This window comes from Microlunatus ginsengisoli (genome assembly GCF_039537205.1).
Lineage (GTDB): Bacteria > Actinomycetota > Actinomycetes > Propionibacteriales > Propionibacteriaceae > Microlunatus > Microlunatus ginsengisoli.
Window position 1 is genome coordinate 178,699 of the sequence record NZ_BAABAB010000016.1, and the last position, 19,668, is coordinate 198,366.

The 19,668-nt window shown below is 70.5% G+C and carries 16 protein-coding genes; 12 read left to right on the top strand and 4 right to left on the bottom strand.

What is annotated here, in order from left to right; genetic code table 11:
• Nucleotides 1-192 precede the first annotated feature (192 nt).
• The 3 genes from ABD747_RS12305 to ABD747_RS12315 form a co-directional block, all read right to left on the bottom strand.
• Nucleotides 193-1,041, bottom strand: coding sequence for an ATP-binding cassette domain-containing protein (locus tag ABD747_RS12305; protein ID WP_344804860.1), 849 nt, complete (start codon nucleotides 1,039-1,041; stop codon nucleotides 193-195).
• Nucleotides 1,038-2,075 carry an ABC transporter permease gene (locus ABD747_RS12310; RefSeq protein ID WP_344804861.1) on the bottom strand — a complete coding sequence of 346 codons (1,038 nt, stop codon included), beginning with the start codon at nucleotides 2,073-2,075 and terminating at the stop codon, nucleotides 1,038-1,040. Before ABD747_RS12310 ends, ABD747_RS12305 begins: the two co-directional genes overlap by 4 nt.
• Before the next feature lie 92 nt (nucleotides 2,076-2,167).
• Entirely contained in the window at nucleotides 2,168-3,142 is a 975-nt protein-coding gene (locus ABD747_RS12315; RefSeq protein ID WP_344804863.1) for a substrate-binding domain-containing protein, read from the bottom strand.
• A 313-nt stretch (nucleotides 3,143-3,455) separates the two neighbouring features.
• Between ABD747_RS12315 and ABD747_RS12320 the strand changes: the two genes are divergently transcribed.
• The 12 genes from ABD747_RS12320 (at nucleotide 3,456) to ABD747_RS12375 (ending at nucleotide 17,786) form a co-directional block, all read left to right on the top strand.
• Nucleotides 3,456-4,502: a LacI family DNA-binding transcriptional regulator gene (locus tag ABD747_RS12320; protein WP_344804865.1), complete on the top strand. Its 1,047-nt coding sequence runs from the start codon at nucleotides 3,456-3,458 to the stop codon at nucleotides 4,500-4,502.
• Between the two features lie 190 nt (nucleotides 4,503-4,692).
• Nucleotides 4,693-5,943 carry a toxic anion resistance protein gene (locus ABD747_RS12325; protein WP_344804867.1) on the top strand — a complete coding sequence of 417 codons (1,251 nt, stop codon included), beginning with the start codon at nucleotides 4,693-4,695 and terminating at the stop codon, nucleotides 5,941-5,943.
• A gap of 48 nt (nucleotides 5,944-5,991) precedes the next feature.
• Nucleotides 5,992-6,576: a hypothetical protein gene (locus ABD747_RS12330; RefSeq protein WP_344804869.1), complete on the top strand. Its 585-nt coding sequence runs from the start codon at nucleotides 5,992-5,994 to the stop codon at nucleotides 6,574-6,576.
• Nucleotides 6,573-7,859 carry an AAA family ATPase gene (locus tag ABD747_RS12335; protein WP_344804871.1) on the top strand — a complete coding sequence of 429 codons (1,287 nt, stop codon included), beginning with the start codon at nucleotides 6,573-6,575 and terminating at the stop codon, nucleotides 7,857-7,859. The genes ABD747_RS12330 and ABD747_RS12335 overlap by 4 nt, the downstream gene beginning before the upstream one ends.
• Nucleotides 7,856-9,145, top strand: a complete 1,290-nt coding sequence (locus ABD747_RS12340) for a hypothetical protein (protein WP_344804873.1) — start codon at nucleotides 7,856-7,858, stop codon at nucleotides 9,143-9,145. The genes ABD747_RS12335 and ABD747_RS12340 overlap by 4 nt, the downstream gene beginning before the upstream one ends.
• The gene (locus ABD747_RS12345; protein ID WP_344804875.1) at nucleotides 9,142-10,131 is read left to right on the top strand and encodes a glutamate ABC transporter substrate-binding protein; all 990 of its coding nucleotides are present in this window, start codon (nucleotides 9,142-9,144) and stop codon (nucleotides 10,129-10,131) included. Before ABD747_RS12340 ends, ABD747_RS12345 begins: the two co-directional genes overlap by 4 nt.
• Before the next feature lie 40 nt (nucleotides 10,132-10,171).
• On the top strand, nucleotides 10,172-11,329 hold the full coding sequence (locus ABD747_RS12350) for a hypothetical protein (protein WP_344804877.1): 1,158 nt from the start codon (nucleotides 10,172-10,174) through the stop codon (nucleotides 11,327-11,329).
• Nucleotides 11,326-13,743, top strand: a complete 2,418-nt coding sequence (locus ABD747_RS12355; RefSeq protein WP_344804879.1) for a serine/threonine-protein kinase — start codon at nucleotides 11,326-11,328, stop codon at nucleotides 13,741-13,743. The genes ABD747_RS12350 and ABD747_RS12355 overlap by 4 nt, the downstream gene beginning before the upstream one ends.
• 26 nt (nucleotides 13,744-13,769) lie before the next feature.
• Entirely contained in the window at nucleotides 13,770-14,927 is a 1,158-nt protein-coding gene (locus tag ABD747_RS12360) for a PP2C family protein-serine/threonine phosphatase (RefSeq protein WP_344804881.1), read from the top strand.
• A 245-nt stretch (nucleotides 14,928-15,172) separates the two neighbouring features.
• On the top strand, nucleotides 15,173-16,453 hold the full coding sequence (locus ABD747_RS12365) for a vWA domain-containing protein (protein WP_344804882.1): 1,281 nt from the start codon (nucleotides 15,173-15,175) through the stop codon (nucleotides 16,451-16,453).
• Complete coding sequence (locus tag ABD747_RS12370; RefSeq protein ID WP_344804883.1) at nucleotides 16,453-17,247, top strand: FHA domain-containing protein; 795 nt, start codon at nucleotides 16,453-16,455, stop codon at nucleotides 17,245-17,247. The genes ABD747_RS12365 and ABD747_RS12370 overlap by 1 nt, the downstream gene beginning before the upstream one ends.
• A gap of 314 nt (nucleotides 17,248-17,561) precedes the next feature.
• Nucleotides 17,562-17,786 (top strand): DUF3107 domain-containing protein, encoded by a 225-nt coding sequence (locus ABD747_RS12375; RefSeq protein ID WP_344804885.1) that lies wholly within the window; start codon nucleotides 17,562-17,564, stop codon nucleotides 17,784-17,786.
• Nucleotides 17,787-17,883: 97 nt separating this feature from the next.
• Here the strand turns inward: ABD747_RS12375 and ABD747_RS12380 are convergent, their stop codons facing one another.
• Nucleotides 17,884-19,635: a peroxidase family protein gene (locus ABD747_RS12380; RefSeq protein WP_344804887.1), complete on the bottom strand. Its 1,752-nt coding sequence runs from the start codon at nucleotides 19,633-19,635 to the stop codon at nucleotides 17,884-17,886.
• Between the last annotated feature and the right edge of the window lie 33 nt (nucleotides 19,636-19,668).

The following is a 19,668-nucleotide window of genomic DNA, read 5'->3' on the forward strand; positions in this document are numbered from 1 at the left end:
CTCAGCCGCGGACCCCGACCGCGGAGACCCCGATCCTCGATCCCGCCACAACGCGAAACTGTGCACATCTCGCAGTCTGAATCGCTTCAGGTCTGCAAGACGTGCACAGTTTCTGCGCCGGGGGGCGGGCTCCCGGGACCGGAATCCCGGCGCCAGGGTCCGGGGCCGGGGTCCGCCGCCGGGCCCGGTGGGTCAGCCCTTGGCGAGGGTGGTGGCGCCGGTCATGATCGCGACCGCCTCGGTCGGGGTGTGCGACTTGGGCGTGATCACGCCCGCACAGCCGCCGAGCCGGGCGATGTGGATCCGGTCGGACACCTCGAACACGTTGGGCATGTTGTGGCTGATCAGGATGACCGGCAGGCCCTTGGCCTTGATCTGCTGGATCAGGTTCAGCACCTGACCGGTCTCCTTCACCCCGAGGGCCGCGGTGGGCTCGTCGAGCACGACGAACTTCGTCGCGAACGTCGCCGCCCGGGCCACCGCGACCGCCTGCCGCTGGCCGCCGGACAGGGTCTCCACGGCCTGGGACATGTTCTGCACGGTGGCGATGCCGAGGTTCGCCATCGACTTGCCGGCGTCCTCCTTCATGCCGGGCTTGTCCAGCATCCGCAGGACGCTGCCGAGCGGACCGCTGCGCCGCCGCTCCCGGCCGAGGAACATGTTGGCCGCGATGTCGAGCGCCGGAGCCACGGCCAAGGTCTGGTACACGGTCTCGATGCCGGCACTGCGGGCATCCTGCGGCGACCTGAAGTGCACCTCCCGGCCGTCCAGGAACACCTGGCCGGAGTCGGGGATCAGAGCCCCGGTGAGCGCCTTGATCAGCGTCGACTTGCCGGCGCCGTTGTCGCCGATCACCGACAGCACCTCGCCGGGGAACAGGTCGACGTTGACGCCGTCCAGGCCGACCACCCGCCCGAACGTCTTGATCAGGCCGCGCGCCGACAGCACGGTGTCCTTGGGGTCGGCCAGCACCGGCGGGTTGCCGAGACCGACCGCGCCCTGCTCCTCGGGCGACAGATCGCTGGTAGCCGGAGTGCTCATCCCTTCACCTTCCGAATCCACTGGTCGATGCTGACGGCGACGATGATCAAGACGCCGATGGCGAGAACGCGCAGCTGGGCGTCGACGCCGGCCAGGCTGAGGCCGATGTTGAACGAGTAGACGATCAGCGCACCGAGCATGGTCCCGATGATCCCGCCACGACCGCCGAACAGGCTGGTCCCACCGATCACGACGGCCGTGATCGTCTCCAGGTTGGCGTCCACGATCGCGTTCGGGCTGGCCGTGCCCGCGCGGCCGATCAACACCCAAGCGGTGATGCCGTAGATCAGACCGGCGACGGTGTAGACGCTCAGCAGCACCCGGTCCACCCGGATGCCAACCAGACGCGCGGCCTCGATGTCGTCACCAACGGCGTACACGTGCCGACCCCAGGCCGTCTGGCTCAGGATGAACGCGACCACGACCGCCATCAAGACCACGAACAGCAGGCCCAAGGTGAGGTTGAACGGACCGAGCTTGAACCGGGTCGCCATCACGTTCAGGATCGCGGGCATGTCCGCGCGCCCGACGCTCTGACCACCGGAATACATCAGCCCGATCGCGGTGTAGATGCTCAACGTGCCCAGGGTGACGATGAACGGTGGAAGTTTGACCCGAGTGACCAGGATGCCGTTGAGGAATCCACACAGCGTGCCGACCGCGATGCCGATCAGCAGCGCGAGCGGTCCCGGAACGCCGTTGTGCGCCGCCAGGTTCGACATCACCAGCATGGCCAGGATGCAGGTCGCGCCGACAGCGAGGTCGATACCCGCGGTCAGGATGATCAGGGTCTGACCGATCGCGAGCGCGGCGATCACGGCGGTCTGCTGGAGGATGATCGAAATCGTCGCCGGCTGGGCGAACCGCGGATTGACGATCGTGAACGCGATGAAGGCCACGATCAGCACCAGCAGCGGGCTGATCGCAGGATGGGAGTGCAGCAGGTGCTGGATGCGCTGGACCGGCGATTGCCGGCGCATCGCGAACTGTTCGGCAGCCGTGGTCGGCGTGCTCGCTGGCGTCGTAACGCTCATCTGGGCTTCCTTGCCGTCGGGTGTGAGTGGGAGTATGCCGCGAGCCGGCCCCTCCACGCGGGAGGGGCCGACCCATCGGGCGCGTCAACGACCTACTTGGCGCCCCAGCAGATCTTCTCGGCCTCGTCGGTGGTGATGCTCGGCACGCCCTCGACCGGCTTGTCGGTCACCAGCTGGACGCCGGTGTCGTAGAAGTCGAGACCGGGGGTGGTGGTCGGCTTCTCACCGGTCCGGACGAACTTCGCGATCGCCTCGACCCCGAGCTGGGCCATCTTCAGCGGGTACTGCTGCGAGGTGGCGCCGATCGTGCCGTCCTTCACTGCCTTGATACCCGGATCGCAGCCACCGTCGACCGAGACGATCGTGGCCTTCACACCGGCGTCGTTCAGCGCACCGGAGGCACCCACCGCCGCCGGCTCGTTGATCGTGTAGACGGTGTTGATGTTCTTCGACTTGGCCAGGCAGGTCTCCATCGCGGTCTTGCCGCCGTCGGTGGCTCCCTGGGTCGGCTCGTTGCAGACGATGGTGTAGTTGCCGCCCTTGCCGCCGGTGTACTTGCCGGACTTGTCCTCGTCGCCGTTCTTCTGCTTGTCCTTGGTGTCGATGCCCATCCCGGTCAGGAAGCCCTGGTCGCGGTTGTAGTCGACCGAGGCAACCTTGTCGTTGAACAGGTCGAGCAGTGCGATGTTGGCGTCGCCGCCGTTCAGGGTGCCGGCCATCCACTTGCCGATCAGCTCGCCGGCCTTGAAGTTGTCGGTGGCGAAGGTGATGTCGACGACGTTCGGCGGGTTGGGCGGCGTGTCGAGGGCGATCACGTACAGGCCAGCGTCGCGGGCCTCCTGGATCTTCGGATTCACCGCGTCGGTGGCCGGCGTGATCAGGATGCCCTGGTCGCCGCGGGCGATAGCCGCCTCGATCGCGTCGATCTGCGTCTGCTCGTCACCGTCGGCCTTGCCGGCAACGGTGGTGACCTTGACGTTGTTGTCCTTGCCGGCCTGTTCGGCACCCTGCTGCATCGCGATGAAGAACGGGTTGGTGCTGGTCTTGGTGATCAGCGTGACCGACACGGGCTTGTCGCCGCCGCCTCCGCCGCTAGCGCCTCCGCCCGCCGTGTTGTCGCTGCTGCCGCCGCACGCCGCCAGGGCGAGGACAGCCGAACTCAGCAGCGCGACAGGAACCAAGATCCTGCGCGCGAGCCGCGTGCCTCGATGCATCTATGCCTCCACGAGAAGTGTGCCCGCCGCCACACTGACAACGGTGTCGAATCATTTCTAAGGCATTCTCAGCCAGCCGTCAAGGCACCCGTGGGGTGATTCTGTAACGGTTTGCACTACGCTGAGTGAAACAATCCGGCGTGACCCCGAAGGGCACAGGACAACGATGTCATCTTCAAGCGATCCGCGGAGTCCGCGACCGCGAGCCACCATCCGTGACGTCGCGGCGCTTGCCGGTGTCGGCATCAAGACCGTTTCACGTGTGATAAACGATGAGACTAACGTCTCCGACCAGATGCGGGAACGTGTCGAGCGCGCAATCGCCGCACTGAATTTTCAGCCCAATCTGGGGGCCGGAACGCTGCGCCGCGGCGACCGCAAGACGCTCACCATCGGGCTGCTCCTGGAGTCGGTCGGCAACCCTTTCTCCGCGGCGATCAACAGAGCGGTGGAAGAGGTCTCGGTGGCCCGCGGCACCGCCGTGTTCGCGGCCAGCTTCGACGACGACGCGGCCCGCGAACGCAACCTCGTCCGGGCGTTCACCCGCCGCCGGGTAGACGGCCTGATCCTGACCACGATCACCCCGGATCACGGCTACCTCCAGATCGAGCGCGAGCAGGGCACGCCGATCGTGTTCGTCGACCGTCCTCCGGTCGGGCTGCTGGCCGATGCCGTCGTGATCGACAACGCCGGCACCGCACGCCGCGCCGTCCAACACCTCGTCGCCCACGGCCATCGCCGGATCGCCCACTTCAGCGGGAATCCGGCGGTCTCGACCACGATCGAGCGGCGCCGCGGCTTCGAGGACGAGATGCGGCAGTCCGGACTCGATCCTCGGCTGTACGCCGTCGACGGATCCACCAGCACCCATCCGGAGAACGAGCTCGAGGCCGCGGTCGAGCGGCTGATGGCCCTCGACGAGCCGCCGACAGCGCTGTTCACCAGCCAGAACTTCCTCACCCTCAGCGCGCTGCGGGCGCTGCACCGGCTGAGCCTGGCCCACCGGGTGGCGCTGATCGGGCTGGACGACCTCGCCCTCGCCGACCTCGTGGATCCTGCGGTCACCGTGCTGGCCCAGGACCCGGCAGCCATCGGGACGCTGGCCGCCCAGCGGCTGTTCGCCCGGCTCGACGGCGACACCTCGCCGGAGGAGACCATCATCGTCCCGACGGAGCTGATCGTCCGCGGATCGGGAGAGATCAGACCTGTGTGATCTGCTCCGCTCGGCAAGCCTCGCTCCTCGCTCCGCTGCGCTTGAAGCCGCGGGGTTGATTGCACTCCCGGCGCTCCGCTGGCAGCCGTGCCGAAGTTCCGATTCCAGGGCCGACTCGCCGACAATCCCGCAGCAGACGGGGACGACGGACCACTACCCGTCAACCCTCGGGCAGGTAGATTTGGGGCCCATGACCGAACCGACTGGCGCGGCTGCGCCGATGCCGCTCGCGCCGCCCGATCCGAGCCCGCTGACGCTGACGGCTCCGGCGCCGCCCCAGCCCGTGGCCGCCACGCAGGCGCCGGCGATCGCACCCAAGGTGGACCCGGCGGCCGTGCCGGCCCTGGACAGCAAGGTCGACTCCTTCATGTCCGCGCTGATGAACGCACAGACCCGGTCGCCGGAGTTCGCTACCCAGGCGGCGAACGTCCGCAGCATGGGCGACGCGGACGTACGCCGGGCGGCGGAGACCTCGAACCGGCTGCTGCAGACCCCGGTCCGGGCGCTGAAGGAGGGCGGGCTGGCCGAGGGCTCGAAGGTCGGCAACACACTGCTCGAGCTCCGCCGGACGGTCGAGGACCTCGACCCCAGCCAGGCGACCGGCACGAAGAAGTTCCTGGGCATCATCCCGTTCGGGGAGAAGGTCGAGAACTACTTCCGCAAGTACCAGTCGGCCCAGACCCACCTGGACGGCATCCTGCACGCCCTGCGCAACGGCCAGGACGAGCTGACCCGGGACAACGTGGCGCTGAACCTGGAGAAGCAGAACCTCTGGGGGGCGATGGGCCGGCTGAACCAGTACGTCTACATCGCCGAGCACCTCGACTCGCAGCTCAGCGCGCAGATCTCGCAGCTGGAGATCACCGACCCGGAACGGGCCAAGGCCCTCAGCCAGGACGTCTTGTTCTACGTCCGGCAGAAGCATCAGGACCTGCTCACCCAACTGGCGGTGTCGATCCAGAACTACCTGGCGATCGACATCATCATCAAGAACAACATCGAGCTGATCAAGGGTGTGGACCGGGCCTCGACGACCACGATCGCGGCGCTGCGGACCGCTATCATCGTGGCGCAGGCACTGGGCAACCAGAAGCTGGTGCTGGATCAGATCACCGCGCTCAACACCACCACCTCGAACCTGATCCAGCGGACCTCGGAGATGATGCGCGACAACTCCGCGCAGATCCAGCAGCAGGCCGCGTCGGCGACGATCGGGATGCCGCAGCTGCAGGCGGCGTTCCAGAACATCTACGCCACCATGGACTCGATCGACACGTTCAAGCTGCAGGCCCTGGACACGATGGCGCAGACCATCGGCACGCTGGAGTCCGAGGTCGCCAAGTCCAAGGAATACCTGGACCGGGTGAATCAGTCCGACCAGCGGCTGGCGTCGGGCTCGCTCGACCTGGACAGCGGCGGCGGTCCCGGCAGCCTGCGCTGAGTCCGTACGATCGGGGACCCGACGGCGGAGTGGACAGGGTGAGGTGACGTGGGTTTCCGGGAGTGGTTCGGCCGGGTCTTCGGCGGCGGCGGAGCCGCCGATCCGGCCTGGGACACGCCGGAGGCAGCGGCCGCCCCGGTGGCGTCGGTGCCGACCGAGGCCGACCTGATGGCGGCTCTCGACCGGACGGAGTCGATGGTGGCCGGCGGCGTGGTGCCGCCGGTCGTGGTGTCCCGGGTCAAGCGGATCACCGACACGGTCCGGCAGACGCTGCCCCGGCTGCGCAATCTCGGCCTGGGCAGCCCGGAGGCGTACTCGGTGATGGCCACCGCGACGGACTACCTGCCCGAGGCGGTCGGCGCCTACCTGCGACTCCCCCGGCAGTGGGCCGACACCCGGCCGATCGAGCACGGCAAGACGTCGCTGATGCTGTTGATCGACCAGCTCGACCTGCTGGGCGCGACGATGGACAAGATCTTGGACGCCGCGGTCCGGTCCGACGCGGAGGCGTTGATCGTGCACGGGCGATTCCTGCAGGAGAAGTTCGGTGCTGCCGCCAGCGGCGGCGCGCTCGGGCTGGACGGTGGGAACGTGCCGCCGCCCCCGCCGCCTAATACCTTGGACCTGCCATGACTGACGACCGTACGCCGCCGGACGATCTCCGCGCCTGGGGCACCCGCACGATGGCCGCCCTGAACGACGCGATGGACAAGCTCGTCCGGCAGCGGCAGGCCTCCGACCAGATCGCCGCCCCCGACCCGCGGCAGCAGGACTGGTTCGACCTCAGTCACATCGACCCGCGCACGCCCGGGGCGTTCCCCGGGATCGGCAGCTCCGGCACCGGTCAGCGTTCCGAAACCGGCGAAGCGCAAGCGGGCAGCCCTTCGACAGGCTCAGGGCACGAGGGGGAAACGCGCGCTGAGCCTGTCGAAGCGCAGGTGCAAGGCCCTTCGACAAGCTCAGGGCATGAAGCTGCGGGCTCAGGGCACGAAGCCGAGCAGCCCGAGAAGAGCCTCGAGGAGCTGCTGGCCGAGCTGGACGCCCTGATCGGGCTGGCCGACGTCAAGGCCGAGATCCACCGCCAGGTCGCGGTCCTCCGGGTCGAGGGCCTGCGCGCCAAGGCCGGCCTGCGCTCGACCACGATCACCCGGCACCTGGTCTTCGTCGGCAACCCGGGCACCGGGAAGACCACTGTCGCCCGGCTGGTCGGCGGCATCTACCGGGCGCTCTCGCTGCTGTCCAAGGGGCAGCTGGTGGAGGTCGACCGATCCGAGCTGGTGGCCGGCTACCTGGGCCAGACCGCGATGAAGACCGCCGAGGTGGTGGCCTCCGCCGCGGGCGGCGTGCTGTTCATCGACGAGGCGTACAGCCTGGCCGGCGACCAGTACGGCACGGAGGCGACCGACACCCTGGTCAAGGAGATGGAGGACCGCCGCGACGACCTGGTGCTGATCGTGGCCGGCTATCCGGACCCGATGGCGCTGTTCATCGCCCAGAACCCGGGCCTGGCCAGCCGGTTCCGGACCACGATCGAGTTCGCCGACTACACCGACGACGAGCTGGTCTCGATCTTCCTCACGCTGGCCGCGAAGGCCGACTACGACGTACCCGAGGACTCCAGGCGGCGGTTCGAGGCGATCCTGCTGACCACGCCGCGCGGACCGCTGTTCGGCAACGGCCGGTTCGCCCGCAACCAGCTGGAGGCCGCGATCGGGCGGCACGCCTGGCGGCTGCGCGAGGTGGCCGAGCCGACCCTCGAGCAGCTTCGCGAGCTGCGCCCGGAGGACCTCGACGACGAGCCGCGCGAGGAGCCCGCCGAGGCGCAGGACGAGAGCCGTTCGACAGGCTCGGAGCAGGCACCACAGGAGAGCCCTTCGACAACCCCAGGGCACGCGGTTGAGGAGAGGCAGGCATGAGTCAGGCGGCGCAGGCGACAGCCCCACCACCCCCGGCACCAGCACCCACCCCGGCAAGCGGTGCCGTGGCGACGACGCCGACGCCGGCCCAGCCCAGCCAGACCCCGCGGCGATTGCGACTGCTCACCATCGGCGTACTGGTAGCCGGCCTGCTGTTCGGCATCGTCGGCGGTGCGTGCTTCGCGTTGCAGGCGCGGGCGCTGTCGCGGGCGGAGGCGAACGCCGAGCAGCTGGTGCGCGTGCAGCAGATCCAGACCGACCTGCTCAGCGCCGATGCGACCGCCACCAATGCCTTCCTGGTCGGCGGCCTGGAGCCGCCGGCCCAGCGGGCGCGCTACGACCAGCTGATCAGCGAGACGTCGGAGCTGATCGCGGCCGCGGCCGACGCGCAACCGGCTGACGCGGACGCACTCGCGGCGTTGAACGACGAGGTGGTGACCTACGCCTCCACCATCGAGCTGGCACGGGCCAACAACCGGCAGGGTTTCCCGGTCGGCGCGCAGTATCTGCGCACCGCCAGCGCCGGGCTGCGGGCGGACGCGCTGCCGATTCTGGACACCCTCGTCGCGGTGAACGCGCAGCGGGCCGCCGACGAGATGGACGCGCGGCCGGGATGGTGGTTCGAGGCGATCGGCGTGCTGCTGCTCGCCGGCTTCGTGCTCACCATGATCTTCGTCGCGCGCACCTTCCGCCGGACGATCAACGTCGGACTGCTGACCGGCGGCGTGATCATGCTGGTGCTGCTGGTCGGCGGCGCGATCGCGCTGGGTCAGACCGGCAGCGCGTTGAACGGGTTGAAGGCGGACTCGCTGAACCCGCTCACCGCCGCCGCGCAGGCCCGGATCCGGGGCAACGACGCCAAGGCCAACGAGAGCCTGACCTTGATCAGCCGGGGCTCGGGTGCGGCCTTCGAGCAGGCCTGGAAGGACTCGGCGGCCAAGGTCGACGACGCCCTCGGCACGGTGCAGTCGGACGAGCTGACCCAACGCTGGACCGGCTATACCACCGTCCACGGCCAGATCCGCAAGCTCGACGACGGCGGCCAGTGGGACGCCGCGGTCGCGCTCGCCACCGGCACGGGCGATGACTCGGCGAACGCGACCTTCGGCGCCTTCGACGATTTCGCGGTCGGCGTGGTCGACGGTCTCGCCGGCGATCTCGGGTCCGGGCTCCGGGCGCCGCGGACCGGCATGATCATCGCCGCGATCCTGGCCCTTGCGGCCGGCGTCGCCGCCGCCCTGTTCGGCCGGCGAGGATTGGCCCTGCGACTGCGGGAGTACCGATGAGCGCGACCGGAAGCAGCCGGCGCCGGCTGCCGCTGGCGCTGGCCGCTGCCGTGCTCACACTGGCCACGGGCTGCTCGCTGGCCGGCTACCCCGACACCCCTCTGCCGACCCCGGCGCCGAGCGCCTTCCCCACTGGCGGCGGCGCCAGCACCACCCCGACGACCTGCGACAACGCGCTGGCCTCGTACGCCCCCAGCGGCGACCAGCCCACGGCAGGTCAGATGCCGTCCGGCTCGACCATGCGCAAGATCGCCGACCGCGGTCGACTGATCGCCGGTGTCTCCGCGGACACCTACCTGCTCGGCTCCCGCAACCCGCTGAACGGCAAGATCGAGGGCTTCGACATCGACATGGTCAAGGCCGTCTCCAAGGCCATCTTCGGCGACGAGAACCGCTACGAGCTGAAGGTGATCACCGCCGCCCAGCGGATCCCGGCGCTGCAGAACGGCGACGTCGACATCGTCGCCCGCAACATGACGATCACCTGCGACCGGTGGAAGCAGATCGGCTTCTCCACCGAGTACTACCGGGCCGGCCAGAAGATCCTGGTCCGGAGAGGGTCCAAGGCGACCACGCTGGCCGACCTGTCCGGCCAGAAGGTGTGTGCGCCGAACGGCACCTCGAGCATGGACAACCTCCGCAAGCTGGCGCCGAAGGCGATCCCGGTCGGCTCCGACAGCCACACCGGTTGCCTGGTGCTGTTCCAGTCCGGCGCCGTGGACGCGATCACCGGCGACGACACAGTGCTCGCTGGGCTGGCCGCCCAGGACCCGTACGCGGTGGTTCCGGACCAGAAGGCGTTCACCGCCGAGCCGTACGGGATCGGGGTCAACGCCAAGAACGTCGACATGGTCCGCTTCGTCAACCAGGTGCTCGCCGGGATGCGCTCCGACGGCCGGTGGAGCGCCACCTACGACCGTTGGCTGCGGGACGCGCTCGGCCCGGCCCCCGCTCCGCCCAAGGCCGTCTACGGCAGGAACCCGTGACCGGCTCCCCGGCGCCGGGCGCGAGTGGACAGGAAACACCGTGACCGCGGCGGCTGCCCTCGCCCCGCCGGCACCCGGGCGGCTCGGCGTCGCCGTCGAGGCGCTCGCCGCCCAGAACTACCTGGCCGCGCTGGGCGAGTGGCGGACGGCCCGCAAGACCGAGCTGGACCGTCTCGACCGAGCCGCACTGGATGCCGGCAACTCCGCCGCCACCGGAGACATCATGTTGTCGATGGCGCTGTGGAAGGCGATCTCGGACCGCTACGAGCTGATGCTGGCGACATGGGACTCCGGCCGGGTCGGACCGACCGAGCGGGAGCGGTTGTCGGCGCTGATCTGGGGCCGGATCGACACCAATTTCGCCTCTCCGGGGATCGATCCGTCCGGGCTCGCGGTGTCCACGCCGGAGGCCTGTCGGCTGTCCGACGCGCTGGCCGCGAGCCTGCGGGTGCGGCTCGGCCTGGACGGCGGCGGGCTGGACCTGGCGGAACGGATCCGCGCCCTGCGCGCCCAGCTGGAACGGATCCGCGACCAGGTCGGGCTGGAGCCGGCCGGGCCGGACCAGCAGCTGGCCGCCCAGCGCCAGGCGAAGCTCGCCGGCCGGCTGCAGGAGCTGATCGACAAGGCCGGCCGGGGCGGAGACGTCGGCGGCCTGATCGGACCGCTGGAGGCCGACGCCACCCGGTTCGAGCGCGACCTGATCGTGCACTCGGCGCAGCGACGGGAGGCCGGCGCGATCGTCGCCCGAGCGCGGGCGATGCGGCGCGACCTGGAGGCCCGGGAAGCCGCGCTGCACGCGATCGTCGAGCGCTGCGTCGCCGCCGTCGACCCCGCACCGAAGTACGCCGTGCCGGACGTCGACGCGCTCGGCCCGATGCCGAACACGGCCGAGCCGCTGAAGGCGTACGTCGCCCGGCTGGAGCAGGTCGGCAAGGCGATGACACTCGCCCAGGGCGCCTACCTGCAGGCACTGGCCCGGCGCGAGGAGCTGGACGGGCGGCTCGAGGCCTATCGGGCGAAGGCGGCCGCCGAGGGGGTCGACGACGATCCCGACCTCGGCCGGGCGTACGCACTGGCCCGGGATGCGCTCGACCGCACCCCGACCCGGATCCCGATCGCCGAACAGCTCGTCACGCTGTACCAGAGCTATCTGCAGGTCGTCCGGCCGGCGGCCGGCACGACGGGAGGAGGATCGTGACCGCCTGCACCCAGCCGGGCTGCACCGGCACCATCGAGGACGGCTACTGCAACGTCTGCGGCAGCCCTGGTGCGCCGGAGGGGTCGAGCGCCCCTCCACAGACTCAGGGCACCTCCGCCCGGTCGAGCGCCGGCCCACAGACTCAGGGGACCTCCGCCCGGTCGAGCGCCGCGAGCGGGCCGGGGAAGTGCACCCAGCCGGGCTGCACCGGCAGCATCGTCGACGGCTACTGCGACGTCTGCGGCAGCCCGGCCGCCGGTGAGGAGTCACCGATGGCCGACGGCGCGATCTCGCAGCTGACCCAACCGTCGATGCCGGCAGGCACGGCGTCCACCATCACCCGGGCATCCAGCCGGCTCAGCTCGACCGCGCTGGGCTCGCAGCGGCTGACCGCCGGCGGCTCCAAGGTCACCCGGCGGATCCAGTCCGGCTCGCAGCGGCTGCGCTCGGCCCGGCTCGGCGCCGGCCAGACCCGGGTCCGGCCGGCGCCGACGGTGGAGCCGCTGCAAGCGATCATGGCCGACCCGATGGTGCCCGAGGAGAAGCGGGTCTGCCCGTCCTGCGGGGCACCGGTCGGCCGCTCCCGGGACGGCCAGCCCGGCCGGACCGAGGGCTTCTGCCCGCGCTGCCGCAACCCCTTCTCGTTCACCCCGAAACTGAAGCCGGGCGACCTGGTCGCCCACCAGTACGAGGTCGCCGGCTGCCTGGCCCACGGCGGCCTGGGCTGGATCTATCTGGCCAAGGACCGCAACGTGTCCGACCGCTGGGTGGTGCTGAAGGGCCTGCTGAACACCGGTGACGCGGACGCCCTCGCCGTGGCCCTGGTGGAGCGGCAGTTCCTGGCCCAGGTCGAGCACCCGCTGATCGTGGAGATCTACAACTTCGTCTCCCACGAGGGCGCCGGCTACATCGTGATGGAGTACGTCGGCGGCACCTCGCTGAAGCAGATCCTGAAGGAGCGGATGCGCCGCGCCCGCGGCGCGTACGACCCGCTGCCGGTGGACCAGGCGCTGGCCTACATCCTGGAGATTCTGCCGGCGTTCACCTATCTGCACGACATGGGCCTGGTCTACTGCGACTTCAAGCCGGACAACCTGATCCAGGTCGGCGACGCGGTGAAGCTGATCGACATGGGCGGCGTGCGGCGGATCGACGACGAGGAGTCGGCGATCTACGGCACGATCGGCTACCAGGCGCCCGAGGTGGCTCAGGTCGGCACCACCGTGGCCTCCGACATCTACACCATCGGTCGCACGCTGGTCGTGTTGATGATGGAGTTCCGCGGCTACCAGACGAAGTACGTCGCCAGCCTGCCGCCGGTCGAGGAGACGCCGCTGTTCCAGCAGCACGACTCGCTGTATCGGCTGCTGGCCAAGGCATGTGCGCCCGATCCGGCCGACCGGTTCGCCAGCGTGGACGAGCTCCGGGTCCAGCTGCTCGGTGTGCTGCGCGAGGTGGTCGCGGAGAAGAGCACCGGAACCGCGCTCACCTCGGCCGCGTCGATGCTGTTCGAGGCGCCGGCGATCAGCAGCGACGCGCTGCACTGGGACGAGCTGCCGACGCTGCGCGCCGACACCACCGACGCGCAGTTCTCCTGGCTGTCCAACATCACCGCGGACTCGCCCGAGCTGCGGCTGGCCGCGCTGTCCAGCGCGCCGGCGGTCTCGGTCGAGGTCCAGCTGGCGCGGGCCACGGCGATGCTGGAGCTCGGCCGGCCGCAGCTGGTCGACACGGTGGTGAACGAGATGCTGGCCGCCGACCCGTGGGAGTGGCGGGCGGTGTGGATGAGCGGTCTGGCGCAGCTGGCCCGGGACGACTTCCGGGCCGCCCAGTCGGCGTTCAACGCGGTCTACGGTCAGGTGCCGGGCGAGCTCGCGCCGAAGCTCGCGCTCGCGCTGGCCTGCGAGCGCGGCGGGGAGGGAGCGCTGGCCGAGCGGCTCTATGCGACCTGCGCCCGGACCGATGCCAACTATGTGGCGCCGGCGGCGTTCGGGCTGGCCCGGCTGCGGGTGGCCCGGGGCGACATCCATGCGGCCGTGGAGGCGCTCGACCTGGTGCCGCCGACCAGCCGCGCCTACCCGGAGGCGCGCCGGTTGCGGGCAGTGCATCTGTACAACTCCGACGGTGGGTTGCCGGTGCTGGCCGAGGCGATGAACTCGATCACCGGAGTACGGCTCGACCCGACCGAGCAGGCCGAGCTCACCGCACAGATCCTGGAGCGGGCGCTGGCCACCGTGACGGCGAAGGGCCCGCAGAGCCAGCTGCGGATCGGGACGTACCCCGCGGACAACAACTCGCTGCGCGACGGGCTGGAGACCGCGTACCGCACGATGGCCCAGGCCAGCGACGACGAGCAGGAGCGATACCGTCTGGTCGACCAGGCCAACCGCGTGCGAAGGTGGACCCTCACATGACGGACCCTCACATGACAGGCCCCCCCGTGACGGATCCCCAGTCGACCGGCCCCGCCGTTCCGGCTGTTCCGTTGCACTGCCCCACCTGCGGCAGTGAGGTACGCGGGTCGGACAGCTTCTGCGAGGCCTGCGGCACCAGCCTGGCCTTCGCCGCGGCCACCGACGCCGACGGCACCCCGCTCGGCAGCGACGACGACCTGCTGGAATCGCCGATCACCCTGTCCCGCTCGCTGGTCAGCTCCACGCCCGAGGCGGCCACCGACACCGTGGTGGTGAACCGCCGGCCGTGCCGGGAGTGCGGCGGCACCGTCGGCCCGGACGGGTACTGCGAGGTCTGCGGCACCAAGGCGCCGACCGAGCGGGACCACTACACCGAGCAACCCGCGCCGTGGGTAGCCGCCTGCTCGGACCGGGGCATCCGGCACGACCGCAACGAGGACGCGTCCGCGATCGCCGCCGACGCCGCGCCCGGGTCGCGCGCCGTCCTCGTGGCCTGCGACGGGGTGTCGACCTCGACCGACTCCGACGTGGCGGCACTGGCCGCCGCCCGGGCGGCCCGAGACGTGCTGGTCGCCCACAACCCGGCCGGGATCGGCCTGCCCGCCAGCCGCACCGCCGCCGTGGCGTCGGCGATCGGCGCCGCCGTCGCCGCCGCGAACGACGCGGTGATCGCGCACACCGCACCGAACAGCCCGAACGCCGCGTCCTGCACCTTCGCCTGTGCGGTGGTCGAGGGCGACCAGGCGACGTACGGCAACGTCGGCGACAGCCGGGTCTACTGGATCCCCGACACCGGCGAGGCCGCGCTGCTCAGCGTCGACGACTCCGTCGCCCAGCTCCGGATCGACTCGGGCGCGACCCGCGAGCAGGCCGAGGCCGGCCCGCAGGCGCACGCGATCACCAAGTGGCTCGGCCGGGACGCGCCCGACCTGACCCCGACCACCGGGACGGTGCAGCTGACCGAACCCGGCTGGCTCGTGGTCTGCACCGACGGGCTGTGGAATTACGCCTCGGAGCCGCGAGCGCTGCAGCATGTCTTCGCCGAGCAGATCGCCACCATCGGCTCAGCCGGGGAGTCCGCGGTCGGCCTGGACCCGCTGCCGCTGACCGAGGCGCTGGTCCGCTGGGCCTGCGACCAGGGCGGCAAGGACAACATCACGGTGGCCCTCGCCCGGCGCAGCTGAGCTCTCGGCGGCAGCGCCCACTCCGGTCTCTACCCCGCCCCGCCCGTTCCGTGCCCCCGTCCCGCTCGGCCCCTGCCGCTCGGCCCCGCTCGGCCCCTACCCCAGCCCCGCCCTCGGAAACTGTGCGCGTCTTGCAGCGACACGCCGGCAAAGCATGCAACAGCTGCACAGTTTCCGGGAGGGAACCGGAGATCGGGCACCCGGCGCCCGGCATACTGTGACGTTCAGCGAGGAGAGAGGTGGTCATGGCCGACTTCACCGCGGCGGTCTACCAGAACGAGTTCCTGCCCGACGGCGGCACCGACGTCAACGCGATCGTCACCGTGACCTGTACGAACGCGGGTCTGGCCGGTCAGTCCGGCGGCGGTTCGGCCGGTGAGATCGTCATCGTCGACACGTCCGGCTCGATGGGCCGGACCCGGCTCGAGGCGGCCAAGTCGGCCGCGTCCGCCGCGATCCAGCAGATCGTCGACGGCACCTGGTTCGCCGTGGTCGCCGGTACGCACGTGGCCTACCTCGCCTATCCGTACGTCCGCACCGGCGCCGGCATGGTGCAGATGAACCCGACCACCCGGTTCGAGGCGTTGCAGGCGATCGCCCAGTTCCGTTCCGACGGCGGCACCGCGATGGGCACCTGGCTCACCCTGGCCGGGCGGCTGTTCGACTCGATCCCGATGCTCGCCCAGCGACACGCGATCCTGCTCACCGACGGCGAGAACCACAACGAGACCCCCGACCAGCTCAGCGCCGCCATCGCCGCGGTGACCGGCAAGTTCCAGTGCGACTGCCGCGGGGTCGGGGTCGACTGGCAGGTCGCCGAGGTCCGGCGGATCTCCCAGGCCCTGCTCGGCACCGTGGACATCATTCCCTCGCCGGAGGAGATGCCGCAGGTGTTCGCCGACCTGATGCGGCGCTCGATGAGCCGCGGCGTGGCCGATGCGCAGCTGCGGGTGTGGACGCCGCAGGGCGCCCAGATCATGTTCGTCCGCCAGGTCTCGCCGACCGTCGAGGACCTCACCACCCGGCGGGTGGAGGTGAACCCGCTGACCGGTGGCTACCCGACCGGGTCGTGGTCGGACGAGTCGCGGGACTATCACGTCGCGGTCCGACTGGCGGCCAAGGCGATCGGCCAGGAGCAACTCGCTGCCCGGGTCCAGGTCGCGCTCGGCGGGGCGGTGGTGGCCCAGGGGCTGGTCAAGGCCAAGTGGTCGGACTCCGACGAGCTGACCGCCCGGATCAGCCCTGAGGTCGCGCACTACACCGGTCAGACCGAGCTGGCGCAGGCGATCCAGGAGGGTCTGGCCGCCAAGGCCGCCGGCGACGTCGAGACCGCGACCACCAAGCTCGGCCGCGCCGTCGCGCTGGCCGCGGAGACGGGCAACGAGGAAGCCACCACCCGGCTGCGCAAGGTGGTCGACATCGACGACGAGGAGACGGGCACGGTCCGGCTGAAACGCAGCGTGAACAAGGCCGACGAGATGGCCCTGGACACCGCCTCGACCAAGACCACCCGGGTGCGTGGCTGATGAGCGCGGTCTGCCCGAACGGCCACAGCTCCACCGCCGAGGACTACTGCGACGTCTGCGGGGCGCCGATCGAGGCCAGCGGCCAGGGCGCCGCAGCACCGTCGGCACCGTCGGCCCCGGCTCCGGTCACCGCGGCGAGCGGCGGCCCCCAGCCGTGCCCGCACTGCGGCACCGAGAACGTCGCCGAGGCGCTGTTCTGCGAGGCCTGTGGTTACGACTTCACCACCGGCACACTGCCACGCGGCGAGGAGAGCGGCGCGGCAACGGCCGGCGGGACCGATCAACCCGATGTCGCGGCCGAGGCCGCGGAGCAGACCGCCGCGACACCGACGGCTGAGGCCGGTCCGGACGGCTCGCCGGCGCCGGCCGCGGCGGGGGATTTCGCCTTCGTCGCGGAGGTCTGGATCGACCCCGCCTGGTACGAGGCCCAGCAGAGCCCCGACCCGCTGCCCTCCCCCGGCCTGCCGGAGGTGATCCCGCTGCGCAAGCCGTCGCTGCTGATCGGCCGGGTCTCGCGCAGCCGCAACATCCATCCCGACATCGACTGCGAGCCCGACTCCGGGGCCAGCCGGCGCCAGGCCCAGCTCACCACCGACGGCACCCGTTGGTGGGTGGAGGACCTGGAGTCGGCGAACGGAACGTTCGTGGCCGGCGGCAGTGACCCACTGCCGGAGAATCCGATCCCGGTCGGGCTGAAGCAGGAGATCCAACCAGGGATGAGGATCTATGTCGGCGCCTGGACCCGGATCGTCGTCCGGCCGGCGACCAGCGAGGAGCAGGAGAGCCTGGTCTGACGTGGCCCGACGACGTACCCCTGCCGCCGCCTCGCAGACCCCCCGACTCGGCAGACCCCGCCGCGGCCGACCGCTGCCTCGGCCAACCTCGCATCCCGCGTACGCGTTCGCGCAAGTTATAGGCCATGCAAACCGCCACAACCTGTGCGAACTCCGGCGATGGTCCGGCGCGGTGGTGTGTCGGGCGGCAGCGGCTACGCCTGTGGTGAACGCGTCCCGGCCGACGTCGTGCCAGGTCGTAGGCTCGTCGTCGGCGCGCTCCGCGTGCCCAGCAGGTCCGAGTGCGTCAGTCGAAGTCAGCAGGGAGATACGTCGTGGAGATCAAGGTCGGCATCCTGAACGTCAACCGTGAGGTCGTGATCGAGTCGACCGCCACCGCGGCCGAGGTCGAGAAGGACTTCGCCAAGGCGGTGAAGGACGGCGGCGTCTTCGCCCTGACCGACGAGCGCGGTCGCCGGGTGCTGATCCCGGCCGAGCAGATCGGCTACCTCGACATCGGCCAGGAGAATGTTCGGCACGTCGGCTTCGGGTCGGTCTAGTCTCCGAGTTCCCATCCGCGAGTTGTCAGGTTCTCAGCGCGCTATAGCGCGCTGAGAACCTGACAACTTGCCGGAAGCTGGGCCTGCAGGCCGCGCATCAGGACACCAGCACCCCGGCGAACCGCAGGAACCCGGCGATGGTGTTGACCGGTGACCCGTCGGCCAGCCGCACCCCCTGGCGCGGTGACCAGCCCGACTGAGCGACGTACGACGTCGGGTCGTTCCGCAGTTGGGCGATGATCGTCGCCGCGACCAGCGTGCTGCCGACCGGCCCGAGCGACGCACCCTCGGCCCGGATCTCCGCCTCGGCCAGGATGTAGAACCACAGCGGAGTGCGGTCGAGGAACTCGCCGTCCTCCAGGGCCTGGGTGACGGCCGGGCCGGCGTTGGCGAGCAGCTCGGCAGCGGTCAGCTTCGGCAACCCCAGCGCGTCGGCGACGGCCTGCCCGGTCGGCAGGGACAGCTTGAACCCGCGCAGCAGGTTGCGCCGGGCGAGCTGCTTGAGCAACTCCCGGACCTGCATGCTGAGGGTCGGGTCGAGGCCCTCGTTGAGCAGCACCGCCAGCGGAGGTGACAGCCGGGTGTCGATCCGACGGGCGAACCGCTCGGACACCTGGGAGTTCTTGTCGATCATCCGATCCCACTCGGCCGGCCAGGTGTCGGGCAACGACGGCGCGCCGCGGAACGGATTGGCCGACCGGCCGGTGAACTCGAACAGCTGGTCGAAGGTGGCGAAGCTCTCGCCGTTGTTGCCGGGGCGGCCGTGGTTGCGGTTCCAGTCATAGCCGCCGCGGATCATGCTGTGCCCGAAGCGGAAGGCAGCTACCGAGAACTCCAGCGGCATGTACGTGCCGCGTCCTGACAGGTCGAGCAGGTCCGCATCGTCGGCGAGCAGCCGATCGACCGTGCCGGGCTCGGTGACGGTGGTCAGGAAGTCGTTGACCGTCGCCCACTGATAGGCCCACCGGGTGAGGTCGCGAGCGCGGCGGAACACGTCACCATCGGTGGTCCGCTCCGGCTCGTTCGCCCGGACCCAGTCCACCGCGGCGTTGTGGAAGCGCAGGAACGCCAGGTGCAACTGCGCGAGGATGAGGTTCTCGTCGTTGCGGGCGTCACCGATCAGCGCGCGTGCCGGGTTGGGGTGGGCCGCGTCCGTCATCGGCCCGATCCGCGGAAGGTCGCGGGCCCGATCGGTCACCGGCGGGATCGGCGCGCCGTCGGCCGGCACCGAGGACAGCGTGCCGATCCGTAGCTTGATGCCGTCGTACGGAACGAACTCGCTGTCGGGCGCGGCGTAGGGACCGTCGCCGTAAACCGGATCCAGGTTCAGCGCCGGCTGTCGCAGGTTCTCCAGACCCGCAATCACGTCGGCCGGCGGCTTCGGTTCGAGCGGCGTGTCCAGAATGCTGACCACGTCGTTCCGGTCGGTGTTGGCGGTCAGGTCGTGGTCGATGAACTGTCCCCAGAATGTGTAGATCGAGGGGATCGGCGAATTCGAGGTGAGCGCGGTCAGCTCCGTGCCCTGCTCGATCATGGCCACCCCCAGCGCGTTCAGGGCGGCCACGGTGCGGTCGGCGTCCGTGCCCTCCGGGAGCCGGTTGGCGGGATCGTCCACCAGGGTCGGGAACAGATAGCCGAATCTCGTCGTCGGCGTGATCGCAGCGGTCGAGGTGGCGGCGAGCGAGACGCTGGTCAGGTCGGCCTCGGCGCCGTCTGCGGCGCCGGACCTGTTGCCGCCGGGCCCGTTGCCATTGGACCCGTTGCCGTTCCGGTGGCCGCTGGTCGGGAAGGCGATGGTGCCCCCGTGGCTGAGCGCGTCGAGCGCTCGCGGCTGGTCGGTGCTGGTCATGATCATTTCCCTTCGGGTGGACTCGGATTCGGG

Coding starts and splice junctions, on each gene's coding strand:
- ABD747_RS12305 (WP_344804860.1), bottom strand. CDS start 1,041: ATGAGCACTCCGGCTACCAGCGATCTGTCGCCCGAGGAGCAGGGCGCG.
- ABD747_RS12310 (WP_344804861.1), bottom strand. CDS start 2,075: ATGAGCGTTACGACGCCAGCGAGCACGCCGACCACGGCTGCCGAACAG.
- ABD747_RS12320 (WP_344804865.1), top strand. CDS start 3,456: ATGTCATCTTCAAGCGATCCGCGGAGTCCGCGACCGCGAGCCACCATC.
- ABD747_RS12325 (WP_344804867.1), top strand. CDS start 4,693: ATGACCGAACCGACTGGCGCGGCTGCGCCGATGCCGCTCGCGCCGCCC.
- ABD747_RS12335 (WP_344804871.1), top strand. CDS start 6,573: ATGACTGACGACCGTACGCCGCCGGACGATCTCCGCGCCTGGGGCACC.
- ABD747_RS12340 (WP_344804873.1), top strand. CDS start 7,856: ATGAGTCAGGCGGCGCAGGCGACAGCCCCACCACCCCCGGCACCAGCA.
- ABD747_RS12345 (WP_344804875.1), top strand. CDS start 9,142: ATGAGCGCGACCGGAAGCAGCCGGCGCCGGCTGCCGCTGGCGCTGGCC.
- ABD747_RS12365 (WP_344804882.1), top strand. CDS start 15,173: ATGGCCGACTTCACCGCGGCGGTCTACCAGAACGAGTTCCTGCCCGAC.
- ABD747_RS12370 (WP_344804883.1), top strand. CDS start 16,453: ATGAGCGCGGTCTGCCCGAACGGCCACAGCTCCACCGCCGAGGACTAC.
- ABD747_RS12380 (WP_344804887.1), bottom strand. CDS start 19,635: ATGACCAGCACCGACCAGCCGCGAGCGCTCGACGCGCTCAGCCACGGG.